Below are 15,533 nucleotides of genomic sequence, written 5' to 3'. Positions count from 1 at the left end.
TGCCGATGTCGTTCCTCTCGCCCGTGCGTTTGCCTTGCAAGCAACCCGCATGGGGCTATGTCGCCGCGCTCGATCTCGACACCAACCAAGTGATCTGGAAGAAACGCATCGGCACGACCCGCGACTCGTCTCCGATTCCCATTCCATTCAAGATGGGCATGCCGATGCTCGGCGGACCGATGACGACAGCAGGACATGTCTTCTTCATCGCCGCCACCGCTGACGACTATCTGCGCGCGTTCAGCACGGACACCGGCGCGAAGCTATGGGAAGCGCGGCTGCCCGCAGGCGGCCAGGCAACGCCGATGACCTATGAGGCCAACGGCAAGCAATACGTGCTCATCGCGGCGGGCGGACATGGTTCGTTCCTGACCAAGCTCGGCGATTACGTGATCGCCTACGCCTTGCCCGACAATCACTAGGCCACCCGCCGTAACGGCTCCCGCGCGACGCCTCTGCGTTTAAGAGGCTATTTCGCGCGCGGTTGCTGAAGGTTCGAATCCGGCTCGGTGAATTTTTCACGCACTTGTGCCACCTTGGCCGCGAGCGCACGCGCGACGTTCTCGACTTCCTGCTGAACCGGCAAGTCACGATCGAGCGTCTGATGACTCGTGGCATACGGCTCGTAGTAGCCGATGAATCGGTCGAGCCGAGACTTTGCACCCGACTCCACGAAACCCATCCAGTCGAGCCAATCGGTCAACGCGCGGCGCGAACCCTCGATTCCGGCTACATCGCCATGGACGACGAGCCCGTATGCACGCCCTGCCAGATGCTTTGGATAATCCCATCCATCCAGTTCGAGTTGTTTGGCTTCAGCAGGGTTTTTGCCGTGCGTGGATGACGGATCGGGATTGCCGCCATCCGCGCAGACCAGGCGATCCATCATCAACTTGATCGGGCTGCTGACCTGATACCAGTAGACAGGCGTGACGATCAGCAAGCCGTGGCAGGCGGCGAGCTTTTCATAGATCTCGTTCATCCAGTCATTGACGAGGCCTAGGGAATGGTTCGGATAGCAACTGCACGGCCAGTGACAAAGCGGCATCGCCGTCGAAACACAGCCTTTGCAAGGATGGATATGGAGGTCGTGCTCAGAGTTGAGCCGTGATAGATCGAGCACGTCGACTATGATCGACGCGCTCTGGAGGATGGCTTCCGCTCGCTTGGCCAGCCGGAACGACTTCGACATTTCGCCCGGACACGTGAAGTCGTTGCGCGACGAACCCACGACGATGACGACACGCGACGGCGCTTCTGGATCGCGCTGCCGCGCCTGCGCCGTGGCAATTCGGTCGCTCGCCTCGCGCCATTCCACCGATAGCTCGTATTCGGGGTCTGCGAAACGCGGTCCTGCCTTTTCGGTTATCGGCGATTTTCTGCCTTCGAGATACGCGTCCCACGCGATCGCTTCAAGCCGGTCGATCGCCTCGTCCTCTACGCGAAACGCCGGATCGTAAAAGCGCGCCGTGAATCGCTGACGAAAAACATCGCGCTCAATTTTTTCCGTTACCTGCCCCTTCCGAACGTCGATCTGGTCGAGGGCCACGGTGTGAGTGACGGAGCGGTTGCCGGCTTTATGGATCGCCATGAGAATCTACCTTTTCCGATGCGCAATCAGGCCACCGGTTCGAGCGCGACCTTGATCCAGCCGGGTTGTCGCTTGTCGAACGCCTTATAGGCATCGATGACGTTCATCAACGGCTCCCGTGTAGTCAACACCCGCAGCGGGTCGAATGATCCGCTGCGTACGCGCTCCACCAGCGGCGGCGTCACCGCGCGGTGATTGCAGTTGCCCATCTTGATCGTCAGGTTCTTGTTCATTGCGACGCCGATAGGAAAGAATCGATCATTCGGCGGATAAACCCCGATGATGCCGAGCGTCCCGGCCTTGGCCACCGCGGCGATGCTCCAGTCGAGCGCCTGGGTGGGCGCATCGCCGGGAATCCAGTTGCCGTCCGACATGTTGCGCTCGGGAGTTACGGTTTCGCTTTCTGATTCGCCCTGCTTCGCACTGTCCTCGGATGATGCCGGGCCCGCCTGTGCGTGGACGGAATCCACGCCTACCGCATCGATCGCGCGATCCACGCCGATGCCGCCGGTCAATTCAAGGATGGCCTGCACCGGGTCCTCTTCATCGAAGTTGACCGCTTCCGCGCCTTGCGCACGCGCCATGTCCAGGCGATCTTGCAGACGGTCCACGACGATCACGCGTCCTGCTCCGAGCATGAACGCGCTTGCCACGGCGAACTGACCGACCGGCCCGGCGCCGAACACCGCGACCGTATCGCCTCGGGTGACTTCGGCGAGTTGCGCGCCGAAGAATCCGGTCGGAAAGATATCCGACATCAGAATGGCACGTTCGTCGTCGATATTCTCCGGCAGCCTGATAAGGCTCGCGTTCGCGAGCGGCGTGCGCGCGAACTGGGCTTGCAGGCCGTTGAAGGGTCCCGTCGATTGCGGGCCACCGAAGAACGCCGTGCCTGCGGCCGGGCCATTCGGGTTGGCCTCGTCGCACTGAGCGGTATAGCCCTTCCGACAATACGAGCAGAAGCCACAGGAAATCGTCGATGGGATCAGTACGCGGTCGCCGCGCTTGAAGTTACGCACACCCTTGCCAATTTCCTCGATCACGCCGACGCCTTCATGGCCGAGAATCGTTCCCGGCTTCATGCCGCCGAGCGTGCCGCGAACCATATGCAAGTCGGTCCCGCAAACGGCGCTCGCAGTCAGGCGAACGATGGCGTCCTGATCGTGCTGAATCGAAGGGTCGGGAACGTTGTCGAGGGATATGTTTCCGACTCCGTGGAAGACGACGGCTTTCATGCTGTGCTCCTTCGCTGGTTTCTGAATAGAGCGAGAGGGAGCAAGCGTCGCACCCGCGAGGGCATGGCTCGGTGCCGTTTTAATCGGAGCCGCGTGGATAGCTGTCCAAAAGGCTAGCCTCGTATCCGCTCGAGTCTTCGCGGTTCCTGGTGGCACGCTCCGCTGATGGAGAACTCCTGGAATGCGGGGTACCAGTCGACATAGCTATCAAGTCGCCCAGCTCAGACACCTGTATGCGCGCCCGGAGTTCGAAGGTATGGAGTTCGCCATTCTTTCGGCGCTCGAACAAAAAGCCCGTCGGATAGGGTACCGCTCACCGCGGCTGACGCAGACTCCAGAACCACAATGAAATTGCTTTCTATGAATCCAGTGGTTTTACCGTAACTGGGGATGAGGCTATAACATCATGCCCCAGTGTGCCCTTGCCTCGAAACGTCGCTGTACAAAGACGCCGTACAAGCGCCTTCGGGATAGTAAGCGTGTCGGCGGCGACGAACTTCGCTTCACCGCGGCAGTCAATTCGGCCGCTTCCAGTGAAGCACCGGCCTGGAACTCAAGATTTCGACGCCAAAAAATTTGCTTTGCGGGAACGACGGTTGCAAATACCCGTCAGTGCCGACGCCAAAACTCAGCGGCATAACGTGTTCCGGCCTTTCCTTAAAGGAGTATCGACATGAGCACCTCACCCAAAAACCCCGGCACGCAAGATCAGTCCGTATCGGGCGATGAAACCTTCGAAACCGACATCTCCGAAACTGATGACGAAGGCACGTCGGTCCATCAGGCAGAAGTGAAGACGGACGACCTGTCGGAGACGAAGCCGGCCGAGGGCGATTCCAAGTCTTGATGCTCATCCGCGAAGTTGTTCTGCATTTCTGCGCAGGGCGCAGCGTTACACCGCCGATCGTCGCGATGAGCTTCGGCGCGAGCACCGGTTTCGTCGGATGCGCCTGGAAGCCGGACGCCGACGCGCGTGAGCGCGCGTCCGCCTGCGCATAACCCCGCAACCGCGGGCATGCGCTCCGTCAGCGTCGCGGCGCGGCTCGCCTGTTTCCTCGCGGATGAGCCATGGAACGTCATAGCCGTCCTGCTCGCCACCGAGGACGATATCGCACAGCAACAAGTTGGGCCGCTGCGCGGTCGGCAAGAACCGACTGGAGTCTACCGCCGGGCGCTTAATGCCCTGGCTGAATTTTATTGTGAGCGCCGGCGCGCCGAAATCCAACCTGACTTCGTCTTCGGCGTCCGGCGTTAGTGACGCCCGAGGACTTGTTACCGACCTGCCCTGCCAACGCTGTTCCACTTCCTCCGCAGTCACCAAGCAGCATAGTCGCCCGACCTGCGAGCGGTAACGGCGGCGGCTGGCCGCTTGCGGCGCTCGTGGAATTGCTCGTTCAGCAGCCTGCCGTCGGTGAAATGCGTCCGTTGCGCCCGGCGCTCGCGCGCGTGAGTCAGCAGGCTCAACACGCTCGGCGGCCAAGTCGCGTGCTGCTGCGGGCGCCGCATGGGCCGAATGCGCTGGCGTTCTCGTACGTTTAATCATGTCGATTGCGATGCCGCCCTCTGCGGGTCTCACGCCAAGGCGTAAGGTCGCCGGCTACGCTTCCAGGGCGCCGGCAAGCGGACGTACCAGAATCAGCAACGTATCGGTCGCCTGAGCGGCCAGGTGCAAGCGTCGGCAAGCCTGGGAGCGGTGTGCTGTTGCCAGAACAGCTGCGTACCGCAACTTCCGGCCTGCAGAACGCGCTCCGCGCACCACAAGGCGTCCGCCGTTTTCGAGGCACGCAGCCACATCAGTTTGTCCAGCGGCACGCCAAGGCGACGCGGTTCCATCCGAACTGAGCGATTTGACCGTCACCCTACAACCGTCGCCGATCTTGCCGAGTCCCTACGGCTGTGTTCGTCGCCATTCACTTGCCCCGGCTTTCGCTGGAGGTGTTCACACTGAGGTGGTCGCCTCCGTTTGAGCATGGGTGCGCGGTGCTCGAGCGCGACAAAGTCATCGTGCTCGACGCGTTGGCAAAGGACGCGGGATGCGCGAGTGGGGATAAAGCGCGGCAGGGCACGGCGCTCGCGCCTCAAGCGCTGATGCTCGATCGCAGCGCTGTACGTGAATACGAGATGCAGCGCGAGGTGGCGGTCGCGCTGCTGCGTTTCTCGCCGCAGGTGGCGATCGGAAAATCGCTATTTAAACCGGACAGTCGCGTGGTTAGAAAGCGGCCATTAGGACGCTGAAATTGGCGATTCATTGTCGGACGGACCTGACGACGGGTCGTCATCATTCCCTGCACTATCCAGCACGAAATCTCGGAGAGCCCCACCGAGTCGGAGAAGCCGCTGCGACAAATCGCGCTCGCTCTTCGCGCGGGCATCATCACCGAGCGTTTCGGCCATACGAGCGCGACGCGCTGCCAGCATCGCGCGCTCTTCAACGTGACGCACCGACGTCCACAGGGCATCTTCGGCATCGGCCTTCTGGGCAGCGTCCAACGAGGCTTCGGAAAACGCGTGTCCGGTATGGCACCGATATCGCAAGGGCGGAGCATCGCTGATTTCCCACACGACGCCGCCGCAGTCCGGACACGTGAGCGTGCTGCGCGTGCCCAGACGGTCGAGCTCCTCGGGCGAGGAAAATCCAGTCAGCGTCATTCTTGCCTCGGCCTCTATACGTTGCTTTTGGGGGCTCATGGAAACTCCTTTGATGGGCTGGCGAAGCGCATCGACAATAGCCTGCCCAACACCGTCCAGTGGCACCACCGTAGCGCTCGGAACAGCGCGCAGCGCCGCAGCGGGCATCGAGGCCGCCACGCTTTCGTTCGGTGCTTCTACGATTATTCTGCCACCGCATGCGTCGACGGCCGCAGCACCCGCGGCGCCGTCGTCGAGATCACCGGTCAGGACAACAGCGATGGCACGTGGGCCGTATTCGACCGCGACCGAACGAAATAAAGGATCGATCGCGGGACGCGTGAAGTTCTCTTTCGACGCGGTAGTTAAGCGCACCCGCCCGTCCTGAACAACCAGATGTCTGTCGGGAGGCGCGATGTAGATCTTGGACGGTTCTAAGACGGTGCCATCTATCGCATGCGTCACCGGCAATGTACAGACGGGGCTGAGCAGCTGGGGCAGAACGCTGCGGAACGCACCGATGTGCATGACAATCAGCATCGGCGCGGCGAGATTCTCCGGCAGCGATGACAGGACGGTTCGGAGCGCCTCGAGACCGCCCAGCGACGTTCCAACCGCCACGATCCGGTTTTTCTTTTCAAGACCATCAGTCACAGACACCTCCGATTGTGTCGTCCGGCTTGCCGGCTTAATTTCCATGATTACCCGGAGAGCTAAGCGGGAGGCTGCTTGCGGCCGGCGCCTGTCTTGCCCCCCGGTCGAACGGCTCATCTCAGGCTACGGGAACGGCAGTTGCGCCGCGCGAGCAAAACAGCCTTATCCCCACGGGACGAGTATGAAACCGCTCATTTGGACGGAAAGGAGGGCGCGCCCGCGCCGTCCGCTGCGCATCCTCGTCGTCGACGACCACGCGCTTGGAGCCGAAGCCGTGGCCCTGGCCCTTTCATCTGCTGGTCACGAAGCCCGCTTCGCCGTCAGCGGACGTTCGGCCCTCGAGCAAATCGCTTTATGGACGCCCGACGTCGCCGTGCTGGACATCAACATGCCGTCGCCGGATGGTTTTCAGCTTGCAGCGCTCCTACGCGCAATGGAGCTTCTTCGCGACCTGGTTCTTATAGCCTATACCTCGATGGACGAACTCGCTGTGAAGTCGAAGGGCATCGAAGCGGGATTCGACGGTTTCTGCCAAAAAGGTATGGGCACTGCGCCTCTACTCGATATGATCGCGTTGTTTGCGCCCCTCTAGCAGAAAGCACCCGAGGCACCGACGCTCCTACCTTCCTACGAGTGTTTTCCGGGCCAGCGAGCGTGGTCGGCGCCGACGTACTGCGTCAATGAGTCGAGGAAATACAGGAATGAGCAAAAAGGAACAGAGCAAGTCGACCGGGCCTGACTTCGCAGTCGTCGGTGTGGGCGCTTCCGCGGGCGGCGTCCAGGCGCTTTTGCGGCTATTCGAGTCTGCGCCCCCTTCGCCGGATGTTGCCTTTGTTGTCGTACTGCATTTGTCGCCCGACCATGCCAGCCACGCGCACGACGTCATTCAGAGCGTTGCCAGCCTGCGCGTGCAGCAAGTTCATGGTCCGGTGCCGCTCGAAAAGAACCACGTCTACGTCATTCCGCCCGGCAAACACCTCGCGATGGTAGACGGGTATTTGCGTCTGAGCGACCCAGAACCACCGCGCCTGCCGCCAACCAGCATCGACGTTTTCTTCCGGAGCCTGGCCGACGCCCACGGCGCTCGCGCGGTCGCCGTCGTGCTGTCGGGCGCGGGAACCGACGGGTCAGTCGGCATTGCGCGCGTTCGCGAACAAGGCGGCATTACGATCGCCCAGCGTCCGGAGGAAGCGCAGTATGGCGAGATGCCGCGAAACGCCATTGCGACCGGGGACGTCGACCTGGTCCTTCCCGTGGCCGAGATCATTCCGAGGCTTTTGGAGCTCGTGAGGAGCGCCGCACAAATTGAACTTCCGGCGCCGTCCGACCCGGACGAGCCGCCCGGGGGCACCGACTCGCTGATCCCGGACGCCGGCGCGATCGACGAAGTGTTGGAAACGTTGCGGACTCGGACCCAGCACGACTTTTCCAATTACAAACGGGGCACGATTGTGCGTCGCATCGAGCGCCGCATGCAAGTGAACGGTCTCACAACTGCCGCTGCCTACAATGCCTTCCTGACCGCAAACTCCGACGAGACGCCGAGACTTCTGGCTGACATGCTGATCGGCGTGACGAATTTCTTTCGCGATCCCTCAGCCTTTGGCGCGCTCGAAGAACGGTTGCATACCGAGTTTGCCAACGGAAAGTATGGGCAGGAGGAACTGCGGGCGTGGGTTCCAGCCTGCGCGACAGGCGAAGAAGCGTTTTCCATCGCGATCCTTCTTGACGAAATCTCCCGCCGACTCCCTCATCGACCGCGGGTGGCTGTTTTCGCGAGCGACATCGACCAACGGGCGATCGCAATCGCGCGAGCCGGGAGTTACCCGGCAGCGATCGCCAACGATGTCTCCCCTGCGCGCCTGGCCCAGTACTTTCACAAAGAGGGCAACCGCTATCGCCTGACGAAATCGTTACGCGATACGGTGATCTTTGCCGCGCACAACTTGCTGAGCGACCCTCCCTTCTCCCGCATCAACCTGATCTCGTGTCGAAACCTGCTTATCTACCTTGATCGGCGGGCGCAATCGCGGGTCGTCGAAGCGTTTCATTTTGCGTTACGCCCGGCAGGGCTGTTGTTCCTCGGCACCGCCGAATCGGCCGACTTCGCACAAGAATTCTTCGAGCCTATCAATAAGCAAAAGAAGATCTATCGTTCGATGCCAAGAACTGCGTCCAACGGTCTGCCCACCTACCCCAACTTTCAGGTTCAGCCTTACATCGGCGGCGGACAAGCGTTCTTCAGCCTGCCCGTCAACGATAAGCCAGTTCAAGTGAAGATTCCGAGCCAGACGCAGTCCCTTGACTTGTTCGGGCCACCCGTCATGGTGATACGCACAGACGGTGAGATCGTTTATCGTTCAGCGAACGCAAACAGGCTGACTGAAGATCTGAGGCGGACTCGGGCAGTGAACCTCTTCGATGTCGTTCGCGATGACGTGCACGCTCGTGTGCGCCAGGCCATTGAGCGCTGCGTCTCGATGGGACGGCGTGGGGATGAAGAAGCCGTTCCGTTCGAGACCGCATCCGGCGACATCGCGGTGACCCTGTCGTTGCGACCCTTCCGTGACCTCGGGCGAGACGAGGACCTGATCTCGCTTACATGTGATTTGCTGGCACCGTTTCCGACGACAACTGACGCCGCACTGAGAAGCGAACCCGGCGAGGAAACGGTCGATTCTCTAAAGCAAGCGCTCGCCGGAAGCGAAGACCGTTTGCGAAATACTTTGGAGGACGCACGCAATTCAGGCGAAGAACTCAGGGCCTCTAACGAAGAATTGCAGGCGATGAATGAGGAGTTGCGTTCGGCGTCCGAGGAACTGGAGGCAAGCCGCGAAGAATTGCAGTCGCTTAACGAGGAGCTTGTCACGGTCAATACCGAACTTCTAGTGAAAGTTCAGGAAGCCGCGCGGGTTGGCGACGACTTGAAGAATCTGATTGCTCTGGTCGGTGTTGCGACTATATTTGTCGATCGGACGCTGAGCATCAAGCGTTACACTTCGCCCGCGGAAACGCTTTTCAATATCCTGCCAGCTGACACGGGTCGGCCGCTGGAGCACCTCACGCACAAGCTCGACTATCCAGAAATGATCGACGATCTGCGCGCCGCTTTCCAGTCGCTCAGAACCGTCGAAAAAGAAGTGCAGAGCAATGATGCACGGAGCTTCCTCGCCCGGGTTATCCCATACCGCACCGATGATGACCGGATCGACGGTGCAGTACTCGCACTAATCGACATCTCCGAACAGAAGGCCGCCCAAATGCAGGCGCGAGCGAGCGAAGAAAAACTCCGGCTTGCTGCTCAGGAAACGCATGATTTCGCCATCATTGTTCTCGGCGATGACGGCCTGGTCGTCAGCTGGAACGTCGGCGCAAGTCGAATCTTCGGCTACCAGTCCGACGAAATGCTGGGTCGCCCGCTTGACGCAATTTTCGCGAACGAAGACGTTGCCGCCGGCGTCCCCCGAGAAGAATGCAACAAGGCCCGCAGCACTGGACGCGCCGAAGACGAGCGCTGGCATCTGAAAAAAGGTGGCATGAAGGTTTTTTGCAGTGGCTTTTTGAGCCGCATCGATGTGCCGGGATTTTCAGGTTTCGCGAAGATTGTTCATGACGCGACGAACAGGAAGCTTGTCGAGGGCAAGAAGGATATGGCGCTTGCTCGGGAGCGCGCGGACCATGACGAGATCAGAAAGCTCAACCGCTTGAAAGATGAATTCATTGCGGTGCTGTCGCATGAACTCAAGAATCCACTCAACTTGATTCACGTAAAAGCCGAGATTCTCGCTCGGATGCCGGAGGCGCAGCATGTCGGCCGTATCCAGGAAATCGCCGACGCGATTCAGAAGTCCGTGCTGACCCAGGCGCAGATAATCGACGACTTGCTTGATTCCTCCCGCATCCAGACCGGGAAGCTTGCGCTGCACTTCGCGCCGACTGACGTTACCAAGATCGCACGGTCAATCACTGAAGCCGTGCGCGACGATGCTGCCGCTCGCGAGATACACCTGGAAGTGGAGGTCCCCGCAGAGCCTCTCATCATTCGCGCCGACGCGGTCAGAATTGAACAGATCGTCTGGAATCTCGTGAGCAATGCGTTGAAATTCACGCCAAGCGGCGGGCACGTGAGTGTTCGACTTCGGCAGGAAGCCAACAAGGTGCGTCTGGAAGTGGCCGACACGGGCATTGGCGTTGCCCCGCCTCTGCTGGAATCGATCTTCGAGATTTTTCAGCAGGCGCCCAACGTGCGGTCGCGCGTGCGATCAAGCGGACTCGGGATTGGGCTCTCGCTTGTACGCCAGTTAGCCCAACTCCACGGCGGGACCGCCGAAGCGTTTTCCGAAGGTGAAGGCCGAGGTGCTCGCTTCCTGGTTTGGCTACCTGCGGACGCTGCTTCCGCGCACCGTCGAGTCGGAGCATCGCCCGCAGACCTGTCGATCTTCGAAGGCGTTCGCGTACTCGTGGTTGATGACTCTGCGGAGTCGTTGACCGCGATGGCCGACCTTCTTTCTCTCTACAAAGCAAAGGTCCATACATCGGCAAGTGCAAAACAAGCTTTGGATTTGTTGGCGGCCTCCGAATTCGAGCTGATCATCACCGACGTGAACTTGCCCGAGTTGGACGGATACGAGCTCGCGCGCCGGGTCCGGCAACTGGAAACGGGTTCAAGCGTTGCGATTGTGGCGGTCACTGGTCGACCAATAGGCGAGGAAGAAGGCGTCGCACGTGAGGCCGGCTGCGACGCGTGCCTTGCCAAGCCATTCAACATACACGCGCTTGCTGAGGTCCTAAGGCTCCAACAGAACCGATAGGAGTTGCTCCGGACGACGCGTGATGCGCGCGCCGAACGACACGACGGCGTTATGTCAAGCGGACAGTACCACCAGCCACGAAATGGCGGAAGCTAAGTGACGCCGGGAAGTGTTCGGAGCACGCCGGTTGAAGCGGCAATAACGCTCTTCATCAGTGTTAAACCCGACAGGGGCTTGCGCGAGCGATCGGCGTTGCCTTATGTCCTGGATAGTAATCCTACGCGTGTTCCATTTCGGCCAGCCGGGTAAGGCCGATTTGAATTGCGCGTTCGTCGAATAGCCGGTGCTTGCGTCGTCCGGCCGATTCACCACCCGGCCACTCAGCGAGACCCTTACGGATGCTCTCCACGCTTGCCGTTCGACCCTCCCGTGCAAGCAGCCAGTGACCGTGCCTCGGTTTCACGTACAGCAGAAATTTGCTAATTTCTGTTTGTACGGAGGTTCGAATGTCAGAGAAGCTAGTGCCAAAGCGGCAATATACGGACGAGTTCAAGGTCGAGGCCATTAGACTTGCCGAATCAGTCGGGCAGCACGAAGCCGCGCGTCGGCTCGGAGTGCCCGTGGCAACCTTGGGCAATTGGAGTCGACGGAGTCACAGTGCTAAAAGTATCGGCGAAGTCGACAGTCACGGAGTGAAGAGCACGCGATCGACGCGCCCGATCAACGAACTTGAGGCGGAGAACAGCCGACTTCGGAAAGAGCTCGCCGGTGCGAGACTCGATATCGAGATCCTTCGAAAAGCGACGGCGTACTTCGTGAAGGGGTCGCGGTGAAGTAATGCATGGACTCTCCCACCTTTCCTGGAAGCGCACAATGTCCTTTCTTTACCGGAGAGCCGCCATGATAGTTAAGACCGTCGGACTCGATATTGCGAAGAATGTATTTCAAGTGCACGGCGTGACTGCTGAAGGACGAACCGCTGTCGCACGCCAACTCAAGCGCAACCAAGTTTTAGCGTTTTTCTACAAATTGCCGCCTTGTCTTGTTGCCATTGAAGCGTGCGCCACTTCCCATTATTGGGCGCGCGAACTGCAGAAGCTTGGGCACGAGGTAAAGCTTATCCCAGCGCAGTATGTCAAGCCGTTTGTACGGCGCTCAAAGACGGACGCGAACGACGCCGCTGCAATTTGCGACGCTGTATTACGTCCCGACATGCCAACCGTGGCGATCAACACGCCAGAGCAGCAAGCCATACAGATGGTCCACCGCATACGACAGCGTCTGATGACGACCCGCACGGCGCTCATTAATCAGATGCGAGGGCTACTAGGTGAGTATGGCATTGTGTTCCCTGCGCGAGTGGCGGCATTCAAAGACGGCATGCGAAATTGTATTGCGGCCGGAATCGGCTCGCTGCCAGCCCTCGCACGCGAGCTCACGGAAGCAATGTGGCAGGAACTCGGGCATGTGGAGGCACGTATCGCGGAAGTGGACAACAAGATTAAACGCATCGCCGCCGAGGACGAACGCTGCGCTCGCCTGCTCGAAGTTCCTGGCGTTGGGCCGGTCATTGCCACCGCTCTAGTCGCAGCGGTCGACAACGCGCGACGTTTCCGAAACAGTCGCTGCATGGCAGCGAGCTTTGGGCTGACGCCCCACGAACATAGCAGCGGCGGTAAGCAGAAATTGCTGGGGATCAGCAAGCGAGGGGACGGCTATTTGCGATGGTTGTTGATCCAAGGCGCGCGCTCGATTTTACGCTTCGCGAGTCGACGTGAAGACGCCATTTCGCGCTGGGCAAATGCGTTGGCGATTCGCCGTGGCGCGAATATCGCGGCCGTGGCCCTAACGAACAAACTGTCGCGCATTGCCTGGTCGATCCTCGCAAAGAACGAGTCTTTCCATTGGCGTTAAATCGTAACGGTTTTATTCTTCACCAGTTTGCGAACGATGATTGGCTGATGCGCACCGGGTTGGACCCGGCTTCGGAAATCCGACATGCGTAGTGGCTTCTCAAGGCCGCTGAAGTATTGAGACCGAAGCAGGCGATTTGCATCATGGCCAGCGGCTTAGCCGCGAAAACAGGCCGGATATATACGTGCAAACTTACCCATTGGCACCGCGACAGGAAACCATCGCTTGCAAAACGGGAGAGTCCATATATACGCATGGATCGACGAGCACCGCGACCAGTACAGTGTTACTCGGCTGTGTCACGTCTTGACGGTGTCGCGCAGCGGATATTGCCAGTGGCGTAAGCGCGTGCCAAGTCAGCGAGCGCAGGCCAACGCCGCGCTTGATCGGGAGGTGGCAGCGATTCACCGGGCCAGTCGCGGCAGCTACGGCCGTCCTCGGATCGTAAGGCAATTAAGGATCCAGGGGCAGCCGGCGAGCGCCGAACGCGTACGCCGTAGTCTGCAACGCCTAGGGCTGCGGCCGGTCTATAAACGCCCGTATCGGGTGACGACGGATTCGACACACCGCTTACCGGTTGCCCCCAACCTGCTTGATCGTCGATTTGACGGCTGGCAGCCCGATCAGGCTTGGGTCAGCGACATCACGTTCATCAGGACCGGCGAAGGTTGGCTATACCTAGCTGCCATTCTGGATCTGGCAAGCCGACGCATCGTAGGTTGGTCAATGTCAGAGCGCATCAACGCGGAACTGGTCTGCCAGGCACTGCGCAGCGCGTGCTGGCACCGTAAGCCCGCGCTGGGGTTGTTATTACATTCCGATCGCGGAAGTCAAGGCGGATTCAACCGGTCGTCGCAACACTGGATTGTTGAACAGATTTTAGGTACTCGTCGAGAGCTTCCGCGGGCGTCTTCCATCCAAGAGCTTTTCGCGGTCTTGAGTTCAACGTATTAGCAACGGCTTGGATCTCGCGAGCACTCCACCGGGATAGGTCTGTGCCTTTTGGAAAGTATTGTCGTAGAAGGCCGTTGGTGTTTTCATTCGTACCACGCTGCCACGGGCTTTGCGGGTCGGCGAAGAATACTTCACGCCAGACTCTATAGTGAAGCGGGCATGATCGGAAAGCTCCTTGCCACGATCCCATGTTAATGACCGCCATAACTCCGCAGGCAAGTCAGTCACAGTCTTCTTGAGTGCGTTGGCCATCGTGACAGCCCCGTAGCCGGCTAGCGCAGGTCCGTTCTTCGTGCGCGGAATCAACCCGTAGCCTTTTTCTCGAGGTAAATGCACGAGCATTGTGAAACGGCTTGATCTTTCTACTAGCGTACCGATGGCGGATCGGTTCAGGCCAATGAGGAGGTCGCCTTCCCAATGGCCCGGCACCGCACGATCTTCCGCCTCTGCGGGCCGACTGGAAATCATCACCTGTTCACTGACGTGCGCCCACGCTTTGGCACGCGCTCTCGCTCGAGGAACGCGCAACGCGCGACCGGTGCGCAAGCAGCCCACCAGCTCGCGCTTAAGCGCGCCTCGCCCTTGAATATAAAGCGCTTGATAAATGGCTTCGTGGGAAATGCGCATCGATTTATCATCCGGGAAATCCACTTGCAACCGATTGGCGATTTGTTCGGGTGACCAGCCTTTGACCCACGTTCGATCACCGCGGCGAGGCTTGTTTCGCCCCTTAAACGGTGCCTGCCTAGGCCCAACAACTGCACGGCCATCAGTGTCATGAACTTTGCCTTCCAAGCGCTCATGTACATAATGACGCAGTCGTTCATTAGTCGCCAGCTTCGCTGGCTTCGGTCGTTTAGCGAATCGATCCGCCTTCCACTGCGCGACAGAGGCACGATACTCGAGATACCCACTGCGGGTTGCAGCATTGCGCGTAAGTTCTCGCGAAACGGTTGATGGACTGCGTCCGATACGCCGAGCGATTTCGCGCACTCCGAGGCCTTGGACACAGAGCAATGCTATCTCTTCTCGCTCAGAGAACGACAAGTATCGACCAGCGATAGGTTCGGACATGAATAGTGGCATGCCGCCACGATAGCGGAACCAGCGCGAGCCCACTGCTTGAGATGCGCCTACCGCCTGCGCTGCCTTCTCGCTTGTAATGCCAGTCGCGATCTGTTGCCAAAAGCGACGCTCGATCTCGTTTCCAAGCGATGGCGCGCCCGGCGAGTACATCGCTGCTCGACCGGTCAACCGATACACCTGCTTTGCACTTCGCACCATGCAACACCTCCTCGATCAAAGGTGTTGCGACGACCGGTTGAATCCGCCCAATATGCAAGCCGGGCGTACCGAAAACTGGCCGCTGACTTCAAGATGAACGTTTCGATGAGCCGTCGCGCTAATGCATGGGACAACGCGCCAATGGAAAGCTTCTTCAAAACCCTGAAAGTCGAGCGAATCTATCAAGTTCGCTACGAAACGCCCGCTCAGGCTCGTCTGGATATCGTCGACTGGATCGAGGGCTACTACAATCGACAACGCCTGCACACCTCTATCGATTTCTCCACTCCCGTCGATTACGAGGCTAGGATGATCGCTGCATGACTTGCTGTACGTGGAAACGAGGCAGGATCAGTCGAGCACTGCCTCACAATCGTCGATGCTTTCGTGCAGGGTGACAAACCATATCTACTTCAGGTGCTTAGAGGTGGTTTCAAAATGCCTGAGCAGATCGTTGAAGAGTATTCCAGCAGATCATGCAGGCAGCGAGTTTGAGGAAGGCTTCATGCATTGTCGCCAGTT

General features: G+C 59.5%; 10 protein-coding genes and 5 pseudogenes. 11 read left to right on the top strand and 4 right to left on the bottom strand.

Translation table 11 applies throughout. From position 1 onward, the window contains the following. Positions 1-11 precede the first annotated feature (11 nt). Positions 12-422, top strand: a pseudogene (locus tag QCE69_RS39665) (PQQ-binding-like beta-propeller repeat protein); the annotation flags it as partial. Positions 423-469: 47 nt separating this feature from the next. Here the strand turns inward: QCE69_RS39665 and QCE69_RS37195 are convergent. Beyond that, a complete protein-coding gene (locus QCE69_RS37195) occupies positions 470-1,501 on the bottom strand; it encodes a flavodoxin family protein (RefSeq protein WP_309935926.1) in 1,032 nt (343 codons plus the stop codon). Positions 1,502-1,617: 116 nt separating this feature from the next. Further along, positions 1,618-2,826 (bottom strand): zinc-dependent alcohol dehydrogenase, encoded by a 1,209-nt coding sequence (locus QCE69_RS37190; RefSeq protein WP_309911317.1) that lies wholly within the window; start codon positions 2,824-2,826, stop codon positions 1,618-1,620. Between the two features lie 673 nt (positions 2,827-3,499). Here QCE69_RS37190 and QCE69_RS37185 point away from each other — a divergent pair. The 4 genes from QCE69_RS37185 to QCE69_RS37170 all read left to right on the top strand — a co-directional run bounded on the left by QCE69_RS37185 (position 3,500) and on the right by QCE69_RS37170 (position 5,061). After that, positions 3,500-3,673: a hypothetical protein gene (locus tag QCE69_RS37185; protein ID WP_309911316.1), complete on the top strand. Its 174-nt coding sequence runs from the start codon at positions 3,500-3,502 to the stop codon at positions 3,671-3,673. Then, positions 3,670-3,825: a hypothetical protein gene (locus QCE69_RS37180; RefSeq protein ID WP_309935879.1), complete on the top strand. Its 156-nt coding sequence runs from the start codon at positions 3,670-3,672 to the stop codon at positions 3,823-3,825. Before QCE69_RS37185 ends, QCE69_RS37180 begins: the two co-directional genes overlap by 4 nt. Before the next feature lie 16 nt (positions 3,826-3,841). After that, on the top strand, positions 3,842-4,081 hold the full coding sequence (locus QCE69_RS37175; protein ID WP_309911315.1) for a hypothetical protein: 240 nt from the start codon (positions 3,842-3,844) through the stop codon (positions 4,079-4,081). A 641-nt stretch (positions 4,082-4,722) separates the two neighbouring features. Beyond that, complete coding sequence (locus tag QCE69_RS37170; protein WP_309911313.1) at positions 4,723-5,061, top strand: hypothetical protein; 339 nt, start codon at positions 4,723-4,725, stop codon at positions 5,059-5,061. Here the strand turns inward: QCE69_RS37170 and QCE69_RS37165 are convergent. Beyond that, positions 5,050-6,108, bottom strand: coding sequence for a chemotaxis protein CheB (locus QCE69_RS37165; protein WP_309911311.1), 1,059 nt, complete (start codon positions 6,106-6,108; stop codon positions 5,050-5,052). The genes QCE69_RS37170 and QCE69_RS37165 overlap by 12 nt on opposite strands. A gap of 181 nt (positions 6,109-6,289) precedes the next feature. Between QCE69_RS37165 and QCE69_RS37160 the strand changes: the two genes are divergently transcribed. The 5 genes and pseudogenes from QCE69_RS37160 to QCE69_RS37140 form a co-directional block, all read left to right on the top strand. Continuing rightward, a complete protein-coding gene (locus QCE69_RS37160; RefSeq protein ID WP_309911309.1) occupies positions 6,290-6,700 on the top strand; it encodes a response regulator in 411 nt (136 codons plus the stop codon). A 109-nt stretch (positions 6,701-6,809) separates the two neighbouring features. Continuing rightward, complete coding sequence (locus QCE69_RS37155; RefSeq protein WP_309911308.1) at positions 6,810-10,919, top strand: chemotaxis protein CheB; 4,110 nt, start codon at positions 6,810-6,812, stop codon at positions 10,917-10,919. A 446-nt stretch (positions 10,920-11,365) separates the two neighbouring features. Continuing rightward, positions 11,366-11,694: pseudogene (locus tag QCE69_RS37150) on the top strand (transposase); the annotation flags it as partial. Between the two features lie 65 nt (positions 11,695-11,759). Further along, positions 11,760-12,773, top strand: a complete 1,014-nt coding sequence (locus tag QCE69_RS37145; protein ID WP_309935878.1) for an IS110 family transposase — start codon at positions 11,760-11,762, stop codon at positions 12,771-12,773. A gap of 243 nt (positions 12,774-13,016) precedes the next feature. Beyond that, positions 13,017-13,607, top strand: a pseudogene (locus QCE69_RS37140) (IS3 family transposase); the annotation flags it as partial. A 7-nt stretch (positions 13,608-13,614) separates the two neighbouring features. Here the strand turns inward: QCE69_RS37140 and QCE69_RS37135 are convergent. Next, positions 13,615-15,011 (bottom strand): annotated as a pseudogene (locus QCE69_RS37135) (IS30 family transposase). Positions 15,012-15,053: 42 nt separating this feature from the next. Between QCE69_RS37135 and QCE69_RS37130 the strand changes: the two are divergent. Then, a pseudogene (locus QCE69_RS37130) lies at positions 15,054-15,335 on the top strand (integrase core domain-containing protein); the annotation flags it as partial. Positions 15,336-15,533 lie beyond the last annotated feature (198 nt).

It is taken from the genome of Caballeronia sp. LZ032 (genome assembly GCF_031451315.1).
GTDB lineage: Bacteria > Pseudomonadota > Gammaproteobacteria > Burkholderiales > Burkholderiaceae > Caballeronia.
Note: the sequence above shows the minus strand (reverse complement) of the source record. Positions and strands in the feature narration are given on the sequence as shown.